The following is a 20673-nucleotide window of genomic DNA, read 5'->3' as shown; positions in this document are numbered from 1 at the left end:
TCTATGGAAACCCTGAATTACTTGCTACCGATTGTATGGTTTTTTATTCTAGCATTATTCCTGTTCTTGTATGTAATGCTGGATGGGTTTGATTTGGGGGTAGGGATTCTTTCCCTTACTGCCTCTTCGGAGGAGAGACGCACTATACTAATGACGAGTTTGAGCAATGTATGGGATGCCAATGCCACATGGTTGATTCTGATGGGTGGTAGTTTGTTTGGTGCATTTCCCCTGGCTTATAGTACCATTCTCAATGCCCTATATATCCCCATCATGATAATGGTGGTGGGGTTAATCTTACGCACAGTTTCTTTCGAGTTTAGACAGAATTCTCGTCGTAAGTTATTCTGGAATTGGGCATTTGGGATAGGCAGCTTTGTCGCCGCATTGGGACAAGGTTTTGCCTTGGCTGGGGTTATTGAGGGTATCCGCGTAGATGCCAATGGTCATTTTATCGGCAGCAGCTGGGATTGGCTCAATTGGCGCAGTTTTATTGTGGCATTAACCTTGATTCAGGGCTATGTTTTAATTGGGTCCTGTTATCTAATAATGAAAACTACAGGCAAACTACAAGAGACCCATTACAAGACGGCAAAGATTGCGGCGGTTACCACCTTGATGGGTGCGATTATTATCACTGCGGTTATACCAATATTTTCCGATTTTGCCAGAAATCGGTTATTTGACCCTCCTTTTGTTTACATTTTTGCCCTTATTCCTCTTCTTGGTGTCACCTTGATTGTTTTACTACTGAAGAGTTTAAACGAGAAGAGGGAGGTAACTCCCTTCGTTTTGACAATATTGCTCTTCCTGTTGACTTTCATTGGGTTGGCACTGGTAGTATTCCCTTACATAATTCCTCCCAGCATCACCATTTATGAGGCTGCAGCCTCCCCCAGTTCTCTTGTTTTCATGTTAATATTTATTGGGTTTTTAATACCAATAATGTTGTTTTATAACATCTACAACTACTTTGTTTTTCGGGGTAAAATCACATCAGCCAACTAACAACTCCCCTTATGCCCTACCCTCTAACCCCCGGGGGTGGGTGTTAGGTTTTTAGATTTTTTTGGATTTCCCCGGGATTAGGGCCTATGATTGTAACCCCCCCACTTCTATTTCTAATTTTGTCCGACAGCTTTCTCCGGGTTTTAGGTGTTTTAATTTCTCTTTTGTGTTAATACTATTACGAGGGGAACTCCATGGTTCAATACATATGAATTCTTTGTCTTTAAGGGTCCAGAATACTATAGTTGAGAAAAATTCCTCGAGGAAAATAGTTACTCGTAGCTTTCTTTTTAAGTCTCGAAAAGACACCCTATTCTCCGTCAAGTCGGTGAAAAATACGTCTATTTCTGGCAGTTGAAAGTCTAAGTGGCCGTCAAAGGGGAAGCGAGTTTCTCCTGTTTTGTCATAATAGTGTCTGGCTGGTATTTCCAGAGTAATTTGGCTTTTGTCTGGGGTATAGAAATAGGGATGAAAGCCGGCAGAAAAGGGCATCTCCTCTGAAGATTTATTGGTATACTCCTGATGGATAATCAGTTTCCTGCCTATCAACTCGTAAGTAAAATTAAGCTCAAAGGCAAAGGGGTAAATGGCTAGGGTGTCGGGGTTACTGGTAAGACGCAGGGTGATTCTGGCGGAATTGTCTTGAGACTGATTTACAAATTCCCACGGCAAATCTCTAGCGAAACCATGTTGTTTGATGATATATTCTCTGCCGTTGTAGGAAAAGATATTGTTAGGTAAATTGCCGCAAATAGGAAATAAAATGGGGATACCACCCCTGACGGTTAGGGTGGGGTTTTTAAATCTTTCTTTGTCCAAATATAGAATTTGTTGTCCTTGGATTGTCCAATTGGTAACTATTCCACCCCTGGAGGGTACCATTTCTAAACGGGAATCAGTAGCTAAGTCTTTGAGGATATAGGTAAGATAATTGTCTTCCGGCTTGACGGCAATATTAAACATAAATCCCCCTAGAAAAAAGAGAAGAATATAAACCCCCCACAAAAAGGGGGAAATGAACTGTTATAGGGTGCTTCTGAACAATTCTAAGACTTTTTGCCAAGCGTCTTGGGCAGAAGCAGGATGATAACTGTCGCGTTGGTCACACATGAAGCCGTGATCAGCCTCTGGATAGCGGAAAATTTTATGAGGGATATTATATTTCTTCAACTCAGCCTCTATCTGTGCCACCTCCTCTAAGGGGATGGAAGCATCCTTCTCGCCGAAGAAACAATAAATAGTGCCCTTTATGTCTTTAGTGCGGGCGATAGTGGGAGTATCTTCACCTGGACACCAATTGACTATACCTGCGCCGTAGAAGGAGGCTGTAGCCTTTATATCAGGAAGGGTAGCAGTAAGATAGACCACATGGCCACCAAAACAGAAGCCAATAGCACCAACCCCTGTTTTTTTGACATGGGGTAGTTGATACAGATAGTTGACGGTAGCCTGAATGTCTGCCAGTAATTCCTTGGCTTTTGTTTGGTTTTTGTATTTTCTTCCGATTTCAATATCCTGGGGGGTATAACCAGTGGCGAAATCTGGGGCAATCCGTTGAAAGATGGCAGGTGCAATTGCCACAAACCCCTCCCGGGCAAAACGACGGGTAATATCTTTAATGTGGTCGTTTACCCCAAAAATTTCTTGTACTACAATCACTGCGGGGAGGGTTTCGGTAGGGGAGGGTTGCGCCAAATAGGCGGAGATAACAACACCCTCACTGGGGATTTGGACAGTCTCTGTTTTGATATTCATTCCAGAATATTGGCCCCTCTATGCTAGTGTTTTTATCCAGCATTATAGGGGCACCATGGCAAACCAATCACCCTTTTTGGGGGGCACCAATTTTGTACTACTATTAAAGCACAATTTAAACACTGGGTAGGGTCTCATTCCTGGCCACTACTTCCAGCCGGCACGATCCATAATCCTGATGGCCTCAGCCAGGTAGGGCCCGTGTTTAGACACACCGGTAGGGTCTTCTTTAAATGTACCCCATTGGGCTAGGACAGGTTCCAGTTTTACCCCTTTTACCACCGGGTATTCATTGTTTCCCCTGGCAAAATAGTCTTGGGCGGAAGGGGACACCAGATACTCTAGGAATCTGATGGCATTTTCCTTGTTGGGGGCATTCTTCAAAACGCCGCCACCACTGATGTTGATATGTACCCCTGCACCTTGTTGATCTGGGAAGAATACCCCCACCCTCTCATATACTTCACGTTTGTTCGGGTCATTTGCATAACGTACTAGATAGTAGGTATTTGCAATAGTAACATCAGCCTCACCTGCTGCTACTGCTTCTATTTGCGCACTGTCGTTGCCTTCGGGGGGTCTAGCAAAATTGGCCACTAACCCTCTTACCCATCTTTCTGTTCTTTCTCTCCCTATCCTGGCTATCATGTTAGCCACTAGGGATTGGTTATAGATGTTTGTAGAACTACGCATTACTATTCTCCCCTTCCACTTGGGGTTGGCTAAGTCTTCATAGGTAGACAACTCACTGGGGGAGACCTTAGACTTGTTGTACATGATTACCCTTGCCCGTTTACTGAAGCCGAACCAGTGGTTGCCCGGATCCCTCAAATAAGCGGGTATTCTCTCTCTTAGGATTCTGGAGTTGACGGGGATAAGCAGGCCATCCTGTTGCGCCTGCCAGAGAGTTGCCGCATTCACCGTCATGAGGACGTCGGCAGGGCTATTTTTCCCCTCACTCTTGATTCTTTCTATTAACTCGTCGCCTTTGCCTTCTATCAAATTCACCCGGATGCCCGTTTGTCTCTCAAAGTCTGTATACAGTCTTCTATCTGTGTTGTAGTGACGAGAAGAGTATAAATTTACTACCCCCCCTTTTTTCCTCTGGGCAAAACTGTGCTTAGCCCCCGTTAGCTCGGCCAAAGCCACTGCCCCTATCGCTGCCGACGCCCCTAGAAATACTCTTCTAGTTATTTTGCTCATTTCTCCCACTTATTCATCTAATTTCCCGATAAACATTTTAACTTTAATGCTAGATAATTTCAATAAAAGCGATAATTTTTCTGATTTAAGCCGGAAGGGAGAGGGGGGAATTCTGGCTCTTTATGCCTATCCCGGGATGGTCGCTGTTATCTGGTATACCAACCCTGTGTCGTGAGATTTTTTCCTCCCTCTTGAAGGCGCTGGGTTACAGATAGCTAGACGTAATACAAATATGCCCTAGCTTTAACTATAATGGCTCAAATTTACGCCCTGAGGGGGTAATATCTCGGCTTCAGGGTTTTGTGTAGGGCTTCCATGACGGAGGTAGGGAAATATTATACACTGTGATTTTGCCTAATCCTCTTCTGCCCGTGGCATTGAGAGAAAATAATGCCAAACTGGCACAATTAGAGAAAGAAAGGGCGGAAGTGAAGGCCTAGCAGCCATAAGAACAGATAAAACGAGAAGAGTAAGCTACAGAGCGATAATAGATGGTAAAAGGCCAGAAATGGCGGCGCTCGACATTCTCTCTTGCCTGGGCACGGACTATCCTCCTGCCTGCCGCCATAGGTGAGGTTATTCAAGGGTAGCCTTTACCATCCCGCCTCCCTTGGGGTTGGATGGCCGCCTAGTTGGTTTACTTTTTATACCTTTGCTACTATACCTCTGCCCCTCATTATTGCTATTTTATCTTTTTTACAACCTTCAAAAACCCCTCTTCCCCTTGTTCAGTTTATTTTATTAATTGATATTAAGTATCATTTAAATAAAAGGCAGACCCACCCCTGGCAGTCACCTATCCTGCCTTCCTACCCTCTCCCCCATCCTAACACAAAGGCGGCGGCGGGGAGGAAAAAATTAAGAAATGTAACGAGAAAATTTTCCTATCCCAGACTCTTTGCTTATTCCCAATCCCCACCGGCACTAACAAGAGGATACATTGAGACAATTTAAAACAGCCAAAAAGACTCTACAGTAGGACTAGAAGACTAGAATTGATGGGCCATAAAAAATTGTATGTCCGTGAAATGTCAGACGCCTTAAATGTAATGGGGAAGCAAATCTGATGGCAGAATGACGCACTACCGTGGACTGGAAACTGACAAGTGGGGGAGTTAACTAAGTGACAATGCCCCTAATCCTGTTTCCAATGGCCATGAAGTCCATAGGGTATGTGTCTTTTAAGGTGCAAAATGGCCACCGGGGAGGAGATGTTTTTGCCATCAAAAATCACTAACTGGGAGCGATGATGTAAAGAATTGTAAACTAACTGGAGAACCCAACCGTCATCCTCCCCATCGGTGATATTATGAGCCCTAGGAACGAAGATGGGCTCGCCAGCAAAGCCTTTTGGAGCAAAGGAATAGAGTTGTTGACTGCCCGTTTCTAAGTCCAGTTTTAGAAGGGCCTGTAGGGGTGCATTTCTGGTAGGATGATGACTAGCACCGATGAACAGGTAACGGTATTTGTGTCCTACCCTACCCGGATGAAGGGATGGAAATTCCACACAGCGGGCGTTTATTAACTCCCTGGTGGCTTTCCTGGCTACTAAATCTAGTCTAAACCGCCATAACTGTCCTGGTGCCAGTTTATCAAAGTCTACATCCCTAAAGCTGCTATTGGGGTCAATTTGTGCTAACTGTTCATAACAGATGGAGTCTACTATAATCTCCTTTTCGCTCATCTGGAAGGCATTGGCATGATGGAAAATAAACCCCGCCTCTGTCTCTATTTTGATAACATCTTTGTGGGGTGGACGTCGGGGAATAAGGATAATATTAGTGGGTTTACCCTTGAGGAATTTAACACATTCCCCCGCACCCTTTAATCCTAACAAGAAGGGAAGGGGATTATAACTGGTGGGGTTTTGGAAGAAGATGCAATAGTCGGGGGTGATGACAAAATCGTGAATGAAGGAGAAACCAGGGATAATATGACTATACTTTTGGATTAACCCTCCTTTTTCATCTAACTCATAGACGGTTATAGTACTAGATAATCCCGTCTTGACGCCAAAATTCACCAGTGACGGCTTACCCCCATTAAAGGGAGAATGAGAGTCTATACGAGGATGTGCCGAAAATACCTCCCCTGGTGCTAAAATGCCATCTAAGTCAGTAGGGCCGATGGTGTCCAAAGTTTCCGGATGGAGACTGTAGGGATGGTCTGCCTCCCATAGGGCTAACAGTTTACCTCCCCAGTAAATTACGTTTGTATTGGCTATGTTTTTAAGGCGAATATCAAAAATATTAGCCAGCCACCCCCCGGGTTTCTGACTGCCAAACACCCCACGGTAAAGCATTCTACCCGCCTTTTGTTCCTCTAAAAAGCCCTCGGTTTTGACAAATCTATTGCGGAAAAAACACCTGCCATCCTTGAAGCTAAAGGCACAAACCATGCCATCCCCATCAAAAGGATGTTTCAGGGGGGTGCCAAATACCTCTAACAGGCCAGGTCCATTGCGATATAATGTACCACACAGCTCCCGAGGTATCTCCCCTTCTACTTCTTCTATCCAATACTCTTCCTCTTTTGTTTGTGACTGGTATCCCTTTCTCCAGTCTTCTAGACTGTAAAACTCTTCTCCCTTCTTGTCTACCCCCAACATCATATTTCTTAATATTCCTTTAAACTTCGATACAATCCTACCCTATTTTAAGGGTATAAACATCAGACTGGGAAGACTCCCTGTCGGAATGCCCCTTAGGATGCCTGTTAGATATTGGCACTAGGCTTTTATTTTTTCCGCCAACTCCGCTTCATCGTTTATTACTTCAAATAGGTGTCCTGTATTTGTCAGTTCAAATAACATTTTTACCTGCTCATTTAAGGACATTAAAAACAATTTTCCCCCTTTTTCCTTTACCATTTTTAGGGCTAAAACTAGAGCCCCAAGGCCAGAACTGTCTATAAAATTAACCTTTTTCAAGTCTATCAGGATATAGCGGGCGCCCTCATTGATTATATCTTTGATTTGTTGACGAAATTGTGTGGATTTGCTGGCATCAAGCATTCCTTCTGGACGTAAAACTTTTACCTGGGGTAACATAGATAGTAGAATGTTCCTCTCACTGAAAACAACAATTATTAGTCATTGTAACTCATTGGTGGGGCTGTGAGAAATAAAATCTAGTTTTTTATCCCCGTATTGCTGATGCCTTGAATGAATTCTTTTTGCCCGACAATGAAAAGAATAATTACCGGTAGGGTGGCTATTACTACCGCCGCCATCAGCAGGGACCAATTACTGGTAAACTGTTCTTGAAAACTGGCCAAGGCTAGTTGCACTGTCATTAGTTTTGGGTTATTAGTGAATACCAGGGGTTTAAATAAGTCATTCCACTCCCCAATAAAGGTAAAAAGGGAGAGGGTAATCACTGCCGGTTTAGCCAAGGGTAGGAGAATTTCCCAAATTATTTGCCAAGCATTGGCGCCATCTAATATGGCCGCTTCTTCTAATTCTATTGGCAGTGATAGGAAGTATTGACGCATAAAAAATATGCCAAAGCCACTGGCTGCTGACGGTAAAATTAGTGCCCAGTATGTGTTGAGCATGTTGCCGATTTTTAGAAGGAGGAATATGGGAATTACTAATACCTGAAAAGGTATAATTAGAGTTGATATTATCAAAATAAGTAGAAAGTTTTTCCCTTTAAAACTAATCCTGGCTAAAGCATAACCGGCCAAAGAAGATGTTAACACTTGGGTAAAAACACAGGCAAATGCCACTAGAGCAGAATTGCTAAAGGCGAGAGGAAAATTGCCAATTTTCCAGGCCTGGTAGTAATAACGCCAGGTAAAATGGGGATTTATTTCAGTCCCAAACAGGGAGGTATACACCACAAAAACAAAGGGCAATAAAACAATAAATAAACCCAAAAGGGAAACAAGAAAAGCAAACAATCGCAAGGAAAAACTAGCAAATCTGTCCATTGCCGTGTTGGGAAAATTTTTGAGGGGAAAGATTCTCGGAAGATAGAGAATATCCCCCAATTAAACCAAATCAGTTTAGGTGGCAAAAGTCAAGAGAGGTTGAAAACCATGTTTGATGGAAGCCTCGCCGATTTTCTCCATCTTTTCTACTGTAATTTGATTTCGCCCCCAAGAAAAGTTGGTATGCCATTTTTCAAAGTCTAATAACATGGCTTCCGCAAAACAGGCAAACATTTGGCGACTAGGGATTTCCATCTCCACAATCTCCATGATAGTCCAATTAATATCAAGGGAATGTTCCACTATACCCCCATTTAACACTTTAATGTCCGGATGCTCTATTTTGGAAGCGAGATTCTTGGGATAACCCCCATCAATCAACAAACAGGGTTTTTTAAAAATTTCTGCCGACAGTTGTAACCCCTTAGGCATACTTGCTACCCAGACGACTATATCCGCTAGGGGTAAAGCCTCCTCCAATGAGATAATTTTTCCCCTACCTAAGTCTGATTGTAGGTTTTCCAGACGCTCGCGATTCCTGGCAATCAGTAATAAATCCCCCACCTGCGTTTTCTGATTCAACCAACGACATACTGCACTGCCAATATCACCCGTAGCACCACAAATAGCCACGGTGGCCTTATCTAAGTCTATTCCTAGTTTGGCAGAGGCCAATTCTATTTGGCGGCAGATAATATAAGCAGTGTGGGTATTACCGGTTGTAAATTTTTGGAAGTCTAATTCTACGTTTCTTACTCGTTTATTCTCCTTTAGGTTGAATTCCTCAAAGATAATGGAAGAAAAGCCACCTAGGGCAGTAATATGGATATTGTGCTTTTGTGCCAATGCCATGGCGTTAAGGATTTTTCTAATGGCTGTCTTAATACGACGGTTGTCTAGCATTTCTGGCAGGAAGCAGGATTCTATATAACAACCCTGAATTACCTCGCCGGTGACACTTTTTACCTCAAATTGTTCTAACAAAACCGGTGGTGCGGAACACCAAAACTCAAATCCTTCGCTGGCATATTGAGAATAGCCCAATTTTTCTGCTACCCTAATGGCATGCTCCAGATTGGTTAAATGACCTATCAGTCCAAACATCTAGTATTTTAGTTATTCCTTGAAAGGCTATAATTGAAGAACTTGTTTTTCACATCTTAACAGAAAATGTTACATGTCCACTCCCGCTAACTCCTGCTAACCAGTAGCCTTACCCAGTGGGTGTGGACTGTCAGGAAGTGTCATAATCGTATATAGGTAGAGTGAGTAGGGTGAAAACAAGAGAGACTAGATGTTGCCAAAAGAAGAATTGTTAAAAAGAGTAGAAAACAGGGAGGAGGTTGCAAAAATTCTGGATAAGGCTGAAAAGGCACTTAAGACTTGGGAGTTAGTTATCACGGATTTTGTCTCTCCTGCTGTATTGGCTGAAATTGAGAGACTGTTTTCTAACCTCACAGAGGTAAAACTTATTAGTTGGGGGGGTTACGCCACTGCTGAAAGACAGAGAATAGGAATCTTTCGACAGGAAATGGAGGCAGACATAAATCAGATTCCTCTAGTGGCTTTAGATATTGCTGGTAATTTTCTTTTTGACACCGCCACCCATCGGGACTTTCTTGGTGCTATTCTAGCCACTGGTATAGTAAGGGACAAGGTGGGTGATATTATTGTTTTAGGGGAAAGAGGTGCACAAGTAATTGTCACCCCAGAGATTGCCGAATTTTTAGAGACTTCCCTAACCAGAGTCCGTAGTGTACCTGTAACGGTAAGTAGGATAGAGTTGTCTCAATTGAAGGTTTCGCCACCAAAGACAAAAACCATGACGACGGTGGAGGCATCCTGTCGTTTGGATGCCGTTGCTTCTTTTGGTTTTGGCATATCTCGTAGTAAAATGGCCTCTGCAATAGTTAATGGGGATGTAAGGGTAAATTGGAAAGAAGTTACCCAACCCAGTTATAATCTGAGGGTGGGTGATTTAGTCTCCTTTCGTGGCAAAGGTAGACTACAGATAGACAATATAGAAGTAACTAAAAGAGAACGTTATCGTATAAGTCTAACTCGTTTCGTTTAGATTTTTCCCATGGATTCAATCACCATTTTTCTCACTGCTGTTGGCTTGGCGATGGATGCCTTTGCCGTCTCCGTCGGTGGCGGGATTTCCCTGAAGAAAGTCACTTTTAGGGATGCGGCCACTATAGGCACTTTTTTTGGCGGCTTTCAGTTTTTGATGCCGATTGTAGGTTGGACTTTGGGTTTAACCATTCGTGATTTTATCATTAGTTTTGACCACTGGGTGGCCTTTGTCTTGTTGGGTTTTATTGGGGGTAAAATGGTTTATGAATCCCTCACCGAGGAGGGGGAGGAAGACGAAGGCGTAGACTTTCGCAATCTTTATGTTTTACTCACCTTGGCAATAGCCACCAGTATTGACGCTTTGGCTGTAGGCTTGGGGTTATCCGTTATTCAGGTATCTGTGGTTTATGTATCTATAATAATTGGCATAATTACTTTTCTTATTTGTTTCACTGGCGTGTTTTTGGGGGGAAAATTTGGGCATCTTTTTGAGAGACAGGCAGAGGCAATAGGGGGTTTAGTGTTGATTGGAATAGGGTTTAAAATCCTGTTTGAACATCTTAGCTAACACGGGGGATAATTAACGACTCGGATTAGTAAGGTGGTGGAGGGGGGATGATTAGATTATCCTGTCAGGGGAAACAATATGGGGATGGGTAAACAGGGGGAAGAGAAAACCAGTGGAGATTTATAAGGTGGGGGGGTGACAGAGATAATTTTTGTTTTGAGATAGGAAGTTTTGGATGAGTGTCTGTAGGTGAGGGGGTAACCAGGAATAGTATTGAGGGTAGACGGGGAGACGGGGTTTTAATTGCCATCCATTTTCTCGCAGAAAATCTCTGAGAGTAGTTATATCTTCATGGGGGTAGTCGGGGTTAACTTCATCCTTGACGACAATACCCCCCAAATCTCTTACTCCCAGTTGTAAGGCTTCTAGGAGAAGTTGTTTATCGGAAATTAGGTTGGGGGGGATTTGTATGGTAATGTCGGGGGGAAGAATCCTTCTTGCCATGGCTACCACTTCTAGGGTTTCCTCTTTACTTATAGGCTTGCCTTGGTATTTATCTTGCCTGCCTGGTCTATAAGGTTGTATTATAACTTCTTGGATATGCCCCCATTTCTCGTGAATTGAGGCAATTACCTTTAAACTTTCATAACGGTCTTGATTTGTCTCGCCAATGCCCAACAAAATGCCTGTGGTAAAGGGAATTTTAAGCTCTCCAGCCCATTGTAGTTGTTGTATTCTCAATTCTGGCCTCTTGGTGGGGGCATGTTTATGGACATCTAAGGAGACAACTTGTTCTAACATTAAACCAAGGGAGAAATTAACCCGTTTTAGTCGACTCATCTCCTCATAGCTTAAAACTCCCGCATTGGTATGGGGGAAAAAACCACAAGACAAGGCGAGTTTGCCTAAATGATAAATCCTTTGAAACCACAAGTGGCGTCGGGGGGAAAGGGGATGAATCTCGCCGCTAAGGATGAGAATCTCTGTGACACCCCTGAGGGAGGCAAGGATTTTCTTGGCAGTTTCTATCTCCAACCAGGAAGCCTTGCCAACATCTACTCGAAAATTACAGTAAAGGCAACGGTTGAAACACTCGTAGGTAGGGACAATGGTATATGCTGGAGAAAAGGTGACAATCCGTGACATGGGAAATTGGGGTTACTACCCTCCTTGTGGCAAGTCTCTTGTTTTCCCTTCTTTTCTTTTGGTTATTACCACAGACCGAGTGTAGCATATTTTAGTTGGCTATCAAGGGTGTTATAGGGGGGAGACTTCTTGCTGATTTTAGTTAAGATAAAAGGTGAATTGGATAGTCATATTGTGATTGGATTGGGAAGAGGTGACTGATGAAGTTATCCAGTAAAAACTTAGAGTCTCGTCTGAATACGATCTATGATGCCATTGTAGTTGGTGGTGGAATGGGGGGGTTGTCGGCGGCTATCTACTTAGCTCGTTATGGTTTAAAATGTCTAGTGGTAGAAAAAGGGAAGGGTCGATCTTTTTGGATGCAAGAATTGAGAAATTATGTTGGGATTGATCCTACCACGCCGGGAAGAGAGATCTTAAACCATGCTACCAAACAGGCTATTGAATGGGGGGCAGATTTTCTCCGGGGATATGTAGAAGAGGTGGTGGATGAAGGGGAAACCTTTGCGGTTAAGGTGAAGGTGGGGAAGCAAAATAGCATTTATCCCGTTTTTAGGAGTAAGTATCTCATTGCCGCTTCTGGTATTATTGATATTCTCCCCCAACTGGATGACATGCAGAATGTTTATGACTATGCCGGTTATACCCTTCACGTCTGTATGATTTGTGATGGATTTGACATGTGGGACCAAAAATCTGTTTTAATTGTAGCTAATGAGTCACAAATCAACGCTGCCTTTGTGTTAAACTGGTTCACCCCCTACATTTCTGTATTAACCCATGGATTGTGCACAGTTAGTGACGAGATGAAACGAAAATTGGCAGAATACGGTTTTCCCCTTTATGAGGCACGAATTGCTCGTTTTGTGGGGGAAAATCATAAATTGCGGGGGGTAGAGTTAGTGGATGGCACGTTTGTAGAGGCTACTACTGGTTTAATCAATATGGGCTCAATTTATCACAATCAGTATTTGAAGGGAATCAAGGGGTTACAGTGGGATGGGGAAAATCTGGTGACTAACGAAATGTGTCAAACCAGTCATGAGCGTATTTTTGCAGTGGGAGACTTGAAAAAGGGGTTAAATCAGGTAGCGGTGGCGGTGGCGGATGGCGCGTTGGCTGCAACTCAAATATGGCGTAATATCCGGCGTCAGTCTCCCCCTAGAAAGTGGGTAGAGAATATCCCTCCTTCTCTTTCTGCCGTCTAAGGGTGTGGTGGGTTATGTAACAATTTTAGGTGGGATAGTCATCCCCACCTTTTTCTACTTATTGGTTTTTGTTATAAGGGGATTGTAAAACTGATTTTAGTTTTTATTAAGTATTGTTAAGTATGTTAAGTAACTAGTCTCTGTGTCCGGTGACGATATAAGACACGCGCTGAGCTATATTGGTAGCATGATCCGCCATTCTCTCCAGATGACGAGTAGCCAAGGCGAGGAGGATAATGGGCTCGACCACCCCCTTAATGTCTCGTTGGTGTGCTAAAGTATGATAGAGCTCATCATAGGCGCTATCGACACTGTCATCCAATAGTTTAATTTTTCTGCCCGCCTCGCCATCTAATTCACTCAGTGCTACCATAGCCTTAGCCAACATTATCTGTGCTTTTTGAGACATCATTGCTAGTTTTGGCATGCAGGGGTGGGGGGGATAAAGGGTGAGCCGGAGGGCGATATTCCCCAAATCCTTGGCATAGTCGCCAATTCTCTCTAGATCCCTCACCAGTTGCATGAAGGCACTTATGATTCTCAACTCCTGTGCCACCGGGGCATGTAGGGATAGAATAGTGGCACACCTCATTTCTACTTGTCGGTAGTAACGGTCTACCTCCTTATCCTGTTTTATAATTAGGGAAACCTTATCTAATTCCCCTCGGAATAAGGCTTGGTGACTGTAACGGAATAATTCCTCTACCAGGGCGCCCATGCGTAATACATCTTGGGCTACCTCACAGGTGTTTTTCTGTATCCGATTGCCGTCACCGATGAGTTGATGTGATAGTGTCACTTTGGTTACTTCCTCTTGCTAGGATCATCAGTGTTGAAGTGTTGCCCTTTTTAAGATACTATTTTAGATCTGAAGGCAGACACTTGAAGTGTTATTGAAGATACAATAACCATAGGTGCAGGCATACTGCTAAGTGCCTCTCTAACCCCTTTCTCCTAACCCCTAAACCCTATGATTCACGGCTGGATTCCACCTCAACGTTTTTTTGCCTACCTAAGCTGGCAGGAAGTTGACTCCTTGCCGGACAAAAAAAATACAGTAATAATTCAACCCCTTGGCGCCATTGAACAACACGGCTATCATTTACCATTGGTGGTGGATGCTGCCATTAGTCAGGGAGTATTGGGGAAGGCTTTGAGTCTACTGCCGTCAGAGATTCCCGCTTTTGCCCTGCCTACCTTATATTATGGCAAGTCTAACGAGCATGATGGCTTCCCTGGTACTATTTCTATTTCTAGCCAAACTCTTTCTAGTCTGTTGATGGAGGTTGGCGAGAGTATATATAAAGCGGGTTTTCGTAAATGGATAATGTTTAATTCTCATGGTGGACAACCTCAGATATTAGAAATTGTAGCCCGGGAGCTACATCAGCTGTATCCTGACTTTGCCATTTTTCCTTTTTTTAGCTGGAGGGTTGCCACTGTGACTAATGAGTTACTGACGCCTAAAGAAAGGGAGTGGGGGATTCATGCGGGGGATGCAGAAACCAGTTTGATGTTGGCCTTGTTACCAGAATGGGTGAAAATGGAGTTAGCGGTGAGAGAGTATCCACCCGTCTTTTCTGATTTGCTGTCTTTGGAGGGGAAGTTTCCTTTTGCATGGCTAACTAGGGAGATTAGTAAGAGTGGGGTGATAGGAGACGCCACTGCTGCTAGTAGGGAGAAGGGGGAAAAGATTTTATCGGATTTAGCCACTGGTTGGGTTAGGGTTATTACTGAGGTTTATCATTTTAATCCTGGCAATTGTTAGACTTATTTTTTGTTTTAGCTTGTCTCATGGGTATAATGATTTGTATCCAGGCCCCCTTGGTCTCCGGGTGGTTTTTTGCTATTATTTTTCCTCCATGGGCAGAAATTATTTGTTTTACTATACTTAAGCCTAAACCAGTACCACTTCTCTCCCTTCTAACTCTTGATTTTTCTCCCCTATATAGTCTTTCAAAAACATGGGGTAAGTCTTCCGGGTTAAATCCACTGCCTGTGTCTATGGTGTCTATTTCCACCTGTTTTTCCCCCTTTTCACTCTCTTTAACTTTTGCCTCCACCTTGATTCTGCCTCCCGTTTTACAGTGTTTTATGCTGTTGTCAAACAGATTGATAAATACCTGGCTTAAACGATTAGAGTCTGCCTCCAGGTAAATTTTTTCTGAGGCAAAATAATCAAAACATATTTGCTTTTCTTGAGCTAAAATTTCCAGGGAATGCCAGGAGGATTTCACCACTTCCTCCAAGTCTATGATTTCAAAGCTCAAAACGGAATGGGGGTTATTCTCCAGTTGATAAATTTCCAGCCAGTTTTTCACCAACTCTGCGAGCCTATTTATCTCCCTGTTTAATTGCTTTACCCATAGTTTCCCTCTTTCATCAGTGTGGTTGAGGAGGGTTTCTGATAATAATAACATAGAGGTTAGGGGAGTTCTTAATTCGTGACTCAAATCGGAGTAAAATTCTTCTTTCCTCTTCAGCAACTTTTGTAAGGATGTTTTATCTTCAATGAATAAGGCTACTTCACCACCTTCAAGAGGAAAACTGTAGGCTTTGAGAGAAAGTGGATTTACCTCTGAGTTTTCTTCAATATCCTGTCCATCTAAAACGGAGTTTAACTCTGGAAAAAATTGCCATTCTAGAGTTAGTTTTTCCTGTAATAAACGGGTTTGCTGGATTAGTTGATCCAATTCATATGAACGTACCAACTCAAGGAATAGTCGGAAAAAATCAGGATTCCAACGGTTAATGTTAAGGAGAATTCGGGCTTGTTTATTGCAGTCTACTAAACGATTATTGGCATCTATCCTAAGATAACCGAGGGGGAGATTATCTATCAGTTCATTATATGTTGAAATCTGAAGTTTAGTATGTTTCAGTTCATTTTGAAGAGAGTTAATACCCCTTTTAATCTGTGGGATTTTGGCGACAGAATGAAGGGGGGAAATACCAAGAGTATTATAGAGGATGTCATTCAACTGTTGGTCGAGGCGATGCCACCGGTGGAGGTGGAAAATTAAACCCATCGCCAACCCCAGTAGAAAGTAAATCATCCTCTCTCAACCGTTATGAGTTAACCGAAACGATAGCCAAAGCCCCTTACTGTTACTATATACTCCGGGTTACTTGGATCAATTTCTAGTTTTTCCCGTAGCCAGCGGATATGTACATCAACTGTTTTCGGTTCGCCTACAAAATCTGGCCCCCAAACCTGTTGAATTAATTGCTCTCTCTCCCATACCCTTTTAGGATAGGTCATAAACAGCTCTAAAAGACGAAATTCTTTGGGGGAAAGATTAACTTCCTTGCCTCTTACTATAACCCGACACTCGTCGGGAAAAAGGGTAATGTCCTTATACTGACGCACGGTGGGGTAGGTGGGACAATTAAAATTGAGGGCATAACGACGCAAAAGTGCACGACAACGGGCGATTAATTCCTTCATACTGAAGGGTTTTGTCATATAGTCGTCGGCACCTATTTCTAATCCTAACACTCTGTCAGTCTCACCGGCTTTAGCACTCAAAATGAGAATAGGTACATGATTACCCTGGTAGCGGAGGAAACGACAGACGTCTAGGCCATTGACTTCTGGTAGCATTAAATCCAGGATAATCAAGTCTATTTTCTCGTCGGGGTTGTTTTGGTTGCGATTTTCCAAAACATTCAAGGCTTCTTTTCCAGACTCTGCCTCAATCACCTCATACCCTTCTTCGGTGAGATTGAGGACAATCATACTTCGGATTAACTCCTCATCTTCTACTACTAGTATACGGGAATTGGTGGGGATTCTTTCCGTGGCATTGCAATAGGGAGATTCTAATGACAACATAAAACTCTTTTATGGTTGTTTCCCTAATAACATATATAACAGAAATCCCGTTGTTTCAATCATTTTCCTCCCGAGAGGGGGGGAGGGAATAAAACAGTTGTCCCCGTCTGGGGTGTTTATGGCTTAATTTCTCTATCACGGACTAATGAGAGACAATGGCGGGGATAGACGGGAAAAACCCTTAAATAAATTGGGGAGATTTTATTTTTCCGAATCAATAATAGCTATTTCATCTGCTCGAAAATGAGCTTTAAATTTTTTGTCAAATTGAACTAAATAGGGTAAATTAGCACTAATTGGCCTTCCTTGCCACTGGTTGACAATCCTAATAATTTCTCCTTCCATTCCCAAAACGTCAAAGGGTTGATTTTTATGCTGGGGATGGTGATACACGATTACTGATTTTATCACTCTAACACGATCGCCTACTTTCATGGTTGAGATTTTGGAGTCAATGGAATAATTCAGAATGTAGTTCAAAGCCCCGAATTACACGAATATTACAAAGATGGACAAAAAGAAGTGGCACTCGTGATATTCGCGGCTGGGTTTAAGATTACGAGTCTTCTATTCTTACACATTGGGGAAGTTCTGAAAAGTTTAATTTAATTAAGTTTACAGTTGGGCTGTAAAGGGGTAGAAGAGTGGGTGGGCAAAAGGATTTTAGGAAGCTACAATAGACCAGTGTAGACTGCCGGAAATCATGCATGTCTTTCCCTCAGGATTTTAATAGTCACCACCAGTATCATCTCAGTATTAGTGGTTTAGCAATTCGGCGTCACATTGCCACAGCAATCCTTACCCTGGCAATAGTGGTGGTGGGTGTTTTCTTTGTCACCCAGATGCAGGTAGACTTGTTGCCTTCTATCACCTATCCCCGTATTGGGGTTAGACTAAACACAGAGGGAATCTCCCCAGAGGTGGCAGTGGAGGAAATCACTCGCCCAATAGAAGAAACCCTATCTGCGGTAGAGGGGGTAGAATTGATTTATTCCCAGACTAGGGAGAATAGTATCAGTGTAGATTTGTTTTTTAGGGTTGGGGGCAATGTGGACCAAGCCCTAAATGACACTATAGCAGCATTGAACCGAGCTCGCAACCGTCTGCCGGCAAGTATAGAAACCCCTAGGGTGTTTAAATTTGAGCCTTCCCAGTTACCCGTTTACGAGTTTGCTGTCACCAGTGATACAAAGGATATATTAGCTTTGCGGATTTTTGCCGAGGAGGAGTTAGCCAGGGAATTGACGGTGATACCGGGGGTGGCGGCAGTGGATGTATCTGGTGGTGTCAACGAGGAGATTAGGGTTTTATTGGATTGGCGTCGACTACAGGGGTTGGGGATACCCCTTAACACGGTTTTGGCAGAAATCCGAGATGCTAATCAGGATATAGCAGGCGGGCGTTTTCTAGGAGAGGAAACTGAATCCTTGACTAGGGTAAAAGGCAAATTTACTAAGGTGGAAGACTTGGCTTCATTGTCTTTTGCCATCCCCAACTCTGCTGGAAGAGTTTATTTGTCAGACTTTTCCACCATTGTGGATGGAAGACAACAGCAACGAGTTTTTGTTTCTCTCAATGGCAATCCTGCTGTCAAGGTGAGTATCCAAAAACAAGCGGAGGCTAACACGGTAGAGGTAATCAATGCCGTCAAGGCTAAAATTGAGGAGTTGACTGCTGCTGGTGTTATTCCCAGAGACATAACCCTATTGCCTACTCTAGACGAGTCTGTTTTTATCCGTCAGGCTATTAATAACGTCATCACTGCCGGAGTTATCGGTACTATACTTGCATCAATTTCTGTATTACTTTTTTTGGGTTCTCTAAGACAAACCCTTATTATTGTAATATCTATCCCCCTTGCCACCCTAGGGGCGATAATTCTAATGAAGCTATTTGGTTTCAGTTTGAATATCTTTAGTTTGGGGGGGTTAGCTTTAGGGGTAGGCATTGTGGTGGATAATTCCATCGTCATGTTGGAAACCATTGTGGAAGCCACGGAGAAACTAAACCATAATCCTCATCCAGAAAAGGGGGTCCATCGCCGGCAAATATTACAATATTCTATCAATAGTGCCGGAGCTGTGGAATCGGCCTTACTCGCCTCCACTACCACTAACCTAGTGGCGGTTTTGCCTTTTTTGCTGATAGGTGGTTTTGTCTCCCTGTTGTTTAACCAGTTGGTTTTGACTATCAGTTTTGCGGTAGCTGTTTCCCTCCTGGTGGCCTTAACTGTAGTGCCTATGTTGACGGCACGTCTTATGACATTGGGCTTTTCCAGCAATATTAGATATTTTTTCCCCATCTATTGGTTTAATTGTCTTTTTCGCCGCTTCAATCGCCTTTATACTTCGATTCTGAGTTTTTGTCTTCGTATTCGTTGGTTGGTGGTATTATTTATATTCCTGCTGTTGGGGGGTGTTTCTCTAAAGCTGGCACCACAGTTGCCCCAGGAAATTTTACCATCCATCAACACTGGGCAGGTGAATTTGATCGCACAATTTCCTCCCGGCACAACTCTTGCAACTAATAGGCGGGTAATGGCCTTATTAGATGAAATTCTTTTACAACAACCGGAAACTGAATATGTGTTTACCACTGCTGGCGGTTTCTTGTTTGCCAATACCACCAACGAGAATGTCTTAAGGGCTTCTGCTACTATTACTCTTAAACCCGGCAGTAATGTTTACTCGTATATTGCGAGGGTATCCAAGGAGATAAATTCGTTAAATCTGGTAAACATTCGTATTAGGCTGTTGCCGGGGAGTGTGAGGGGTTTGATTTTAAACAATTCTCCTGTCAGGGGTGATATAGATGTTATCATACAGGGGAGGGATCAGAAGTCACTGGAGGCTACTGGGAAGAGGATAGCCAGAATTTTAGATGAGAAAGCGAAACTGGCTAATTTTCGCCCAGAAACTGACCCTCGTCAAGATGAGCTTGTTATTACGCCGGATTTGACCCGTTTAGCTAATTTTAATCTCCGACTGAGCGATTTTACCACTGCCTTACAAACCAGTGTTTCTGGAGTGGTAGTTTCCCAACTGCAAAGGGGAGACAGACTGGTAGACATTCGGGTACAATTTGAGCCAGATTCTATCAAAGATGTCAATACCCTTCTAGACATTCCCCTGTTAACCAGAGACAATCAAATTATTCGCCTGGGGGAGGTGGCTACTATTGGCAAGGGGGAATCTCCTTCCCTAATTCAGAGAATAAATCAGAAACAGGTGTATATTATTGCGGGTAGTTTAGCAGAAAATGCCAGTCTTGGGGCGGCTATTGCGGAGGTTAGAGAAATTCTAGACAGTGTAGACTTACCAGAGGGAATACGCATTCTCCCCTCCTTGGCGGCAGAGAGTAACAAACAACTGCAGTCTACTCTTCCCCTGTTGGCTGGCTTGGCGGCTTTTCTGGTGTTTACCGTTATGGCAGTACAATATAACTCACTGATAGATCCGTTAGTTATTATGTTTACCCTTCCCTTGGCGTTGTCTGGGGGGATTATTGGTTTATATGTTACCAAAACGGCGGTGGGGGCCACTGTGATTGTTGGTGCGGTTTTACTGGTGGGCATTGTGGTAAATAATGCCATTGTTATGGTAGAATTGGCCAATCAGATTTTCGCACAACAACAACAAAACCCAAAGGTAAAACAAGCCAGTCGCTATACTGCTATTTTACAGGCTGCCTCTCAACGTCTACGTCCAATTTTGATGACAACCATAACTACAGTTTTAGGTATGTTACCCTTGGCCATGGGGATGGGGGATGGGAGTAAGTTTCTTCAACCCCTGGGTATAGTTGTATTTTCTGGCTTATCCTTAGCTACTGTTTTAACCCTATTTTTAATCCCCTGTCTCTATTTGCTTTTCCATCAACCTTTTTCCTTTGCCACCTTCCCCACCACTTACCACTCTTTTGAGTCAGAGGATTCAAGTCAGTCGCAAATTCCCCATTCCCGGGCCAACCCCGACAATCAGGTACAATCAATCACTAAGTAG

The 20673-nt window shown here is 43.2% G+C and carries 18 protein-coding genes; 6 read left to right on the top strand and 12 right to left on the bottom strand.

What is annotated here, in order from left to right; all coding sequences use genetic code 11:
* Positions 1-3: 3 nt before the first annotated feature.
* The gene (gene cydB, locus IGQ44_02575) at positions 4-1008 is read left to right on the top strand and encodes a cytochrome d ubiquinol oxidase subunit II (protein ID HIK36864.1); all 1005 of its coding nucleotides are present in this window, start codon (positions 4-6) and stop codon (positions 1006-1008) included.
* Positions 1009-1092: 84 nt separating this feature from the next.
* Here the strand turns inward: cydB and IGQ44_02570 are convergent, their stop codons facing one another.
* From IGQ44_02570 to IGQ44_02540, 7 genes are all read right to left on the bottom strand, one after another.
* On the bottom strand, positions 1093-1971 hold the full coding sequence (locus tag IGQ44_02570) for an aldose epimerase (protein HIK36863.1): 879 nt from the start codon (positions 1969-1971) through the stop codon (positions 1093-1095).
* Positions 1972-2031: 60 nt separating this feature from the next.
* A complete protein-coding gene (locus IGQ44_02565; GenBank protein HIK36862.1) occupies positions 2032-2763 on the bottom strand; it encodes a dienelactone hydrolase family protein in 732 nt (243 codons plus the stop codon).
* A 147-nt stretch (positions 2764-2910) separates the two neighbouring features.
* The gene (locus tag IGQ44_02560) at positions 2911-3966 is read right to left on the bottom strand and encodes a Fe(3+) ABC transporter substrate-binding protein (protein HIK36861.1); all 1056 of its coding nucleotides are present in this window, start codon (positions 3964-3966) and stop codon (positions 2911-2913) included.
* A gap of 1135 nt (positions 3967-5101) precedes the next feature.
* The gene (locus IGQ44_02555; protein ID HIK36860.1) at positions 5102-6574 is read right to left on the bottom strand and encodes a carotenoid oxygenase family protein; all 1473 of its coding nucleotides are present in this window, start codon (positions 6572-6574) and stop codon (positions 5102-5104) included.
* Between the two features lie 120 nt (positions 6575-6694).
* The gene (locus tag IGQ44_02550; protein HIK36859.1) at positions 6695-7015 is read right to left on the bottom strand and encodes an STAS domain-containing protein; all 321 of its coding nucleotides are present in this window, start codon (positions 7013-7015) and stop codon (positions 6695-6697) included.
* Positions 7016-7095: 80 nt separating this feature from the next.
* A complete protein-coding gene (locus IGQ44_02545; protein ID HIK36858.1) occupies positions 7096-7899 on the bottom strand; it encodes a carbohydrate ABC transporter permease in 804 nt (267 codons plus the stop codon).
* A 75-nt stretch (positions 7900-7974) separates the two neighbouring features.
* Positions 7975-9003 (bottom strand): long-chain acyl-[acyl-carrier-protein] reductase, encoded by a 1029-nt coding sequence (locus IGQ44_02540; protein ID HIK36857.1) that lies wholly within the window; start codon positions 9001-9003, stop codon positions 7975-7977.
* 190 nt (positions 9004-9193) lie between these two features.
* On the opposite strand from IGQ44_02540, the gene IGQ44_02535 reads away from it, so the two are divergent.
* Together IGQ44_02535 and IGQ44_02530 are read left to right on the top strand one after the other, a co-directional pair.
* Complete coding sequence (locus tag IGQ44_02535) at positions 9194-9973, top strand: photosystem II S4 domain protein (protein ID HIK36856.1); 780 nt, start codon at positions 9194-9196, stop codon at positions 9971-9973.
* A 9-nt stretch (positions 9974-9982) separates the two neighbouring features.
* Positions 9983-10543: a manganese efflux pump gene (locus IGQ44_02530; protein ID HIK36855.1), complete on the top strand. Its 561-nt coding sequence runs from the start codon at positions 9983-9985 to the stop codon at positions 10541-10543.
* Between the two features lie 120 nt (positions 10544-10663).
* On the opposite strand, the gene cofG is transcribed toward IGQ44_02530, so the two are convergent.
* The gene (gene cofG / locus IGQ44_02525) at positions 10664-11629 is read right to left on the bottom strand and encodes a 7,8-didemethyl-8-hydroxy-5-deazariboflavin synthase subunit CofG (protein ID HIK36854.1); all 966 of its coding nucleotides are present in this window, start codon (positions 11627-11629) and stop codon (positions 10664-10666) included.
* A gap of 200 nt (positions 11630-11829) precedes the next feature.
* On the opposite strand from cofG, the gene IGQ44_02520 reads away from it, so the two are divergent.
* Entirely contained in the window at positions 11830-12837 is a 1008-nt protein-coding gene (locus IGQ44_02520) for an NAD(P)/FAD-dependent oxidoreductase (GenBank protein HIK36853.1), read from the top strand.
* A 133-nt stretch (positions 12838-12970) separates the two neighbouring features.
* Here the strand turns inward: IGQ44_02520 and phoU are convergent, their stop codons facing one another.
* The gene (phoU, locus tag IGQ44_02515; protein HIK36852.1) at positions 12971-13636 is read right to left on the bottom strand and encodes a phosphate signaling complex protein PhoU; all 666 of its coding nucleotides are present in this window, start codon (positions 13634-13636) and stop codon (positions 12971-12973) included.
* 174 nt (positions 13637-13810) lie between these two features.
* Here phoU and IGQ44_02510 point away from each other — a divergent pair, with 174 nt between their 5' ends.
* Positions 13811-14605: a creatininase family protein gene (locus IGQ44_02510; protein ID HIK36851.1), complete on the top strand. Its 795-nt coding sequence runs from the start codon at positions 13811-13813 to the stop codon at positions 14603-14605.
* On the opposite strand, the gene IGQ44_02505 is transcribed toward IGQ44_02510, so the two are convergent.
* The 3 genes from IGQ44_02505 to IGQ44_02495 form a co-directional block, all read right to left on the bottom strand.
* On the bottom strand, positions 14586-15893 hold the full coding sequence (locus IGQ44_02505) for a HAMP domain-containing histidine kinase (GenBank protein ID HIK36850.1): 1308 nt from the start codon (positions 15891-15893) through the stop codon (positions 14586-14588). The two genes, IGQ44_02510 and IGQ44_02505, sit on opposite strands and share 20 nt — an antisense overlap.
* 20 nt (positions 15894-15913) lie before the next feature.
* Complete coding sequence (locus tag IGQ44_02500) at positions 15914-16672, bottom strand: response regulator transcription factor (protein ID HIK36849.1); 759 nt, start codon at positions 16670-16672, stop codon at positions 15914-15916.
* Positions 16673-16873: 201 nt separating this feature from the next.
* Positions 16874-17107, bottom strand: a complete 234-nt coding sequence (locus IGQ44_02495; protein ID HIK36848.1) for a ferredoxin-thioredoxin reductase variable chain — start codon at positions 17105-17107, stop codon at positions 16874-16876.
* Between the two features lie 272 nt (positions 17108-17379).
* Between IGQ44_02495 and IGQ44_02490 the strand changes: the two genes are divergently transcribed.
* Complete coding sequence (locus tag IGQ44_02490) at positions 17380-20673, top strand: efflux RND transporter permease subunit (GenBank protein ID HIK36847.1); 3294 nt, start codon at positions 17380-17382, stop codon at positions 20671-20673.

It is taken from the genome of Geminocystis sp. M7585_C2015_104, assembly GCA_015295805.1.
GTDB lineage: Bacteria > Cyanobacteriota > Cyanobacteriia > Cyanobacteriales > Cyanobacteriaceae > DVEF01.
The sequence above is the reverse complement of the archived record's forward strand: the minus strand, read 5'-3'. Positions and strand labels throughout refer to the sequence as shown.